Annotated in this window: 1 pseudogene; it reads right to left on the bottom strand. The window is 51.8% G+C overall.

The features are described 5' to 3' along the window. Positions 1-334: pseudogene (locus EN857_RS35315) on the bottom strand (sugar ABC transporter permease); the annotation flags it as partial. Positions 335-363 lie beyond the last annotated feature (29 nt).

The following is a 363-nucleotide window of genomic DNA, read 5'->3' as shown; positions in this document are numbered from 1 at the left end:
GGCCAAAGAAAGTCGCGATCGACAGGTAAAGTGCCGAGAAGATAAACAAGTTCTTGACGGCTATGTACCACCGCGGGGTCGACCAAAGACGGATGAACTGCTCCAGACCCACAAAATCGTATATCGGCATCACCCTGGATGAACTAAGCGAAATACTTGCAGTCCACGCGATGAATCCGTACGTAATTACGAGTATAATCAATCCGCTCGGAGCCAGAACGATTTTTGGCAACTGGTCGGCGAAGTATCGCTTGATATCCGTCCTTCGAACCATGTCATTCCTCGAATTGCCCGGCCAATTCAGGTTCAAGCAGAACGCCAGCCGGAAGGCCATCGGCGGCCTTCCGGTCGTTGTCAATCACG

The sequence above is a fragment of the Mesorhizobium sp. M4B.F.Ca.ET.214.01.1.1 genome (assembly GCF_004791545.1).
GTDB classification, from domain to species: Bacteria; Pseudomonadota; Alphaproteobacteria; order Rhizobiales; family Rhizobiaceae; genus Mesorhizobium; species Mesorhizobium abyssinicae.
Note: the sequence above shows the minus strand (reverse complement) of the source record. Positions and strands in the feature narration are given on the sequence as shown.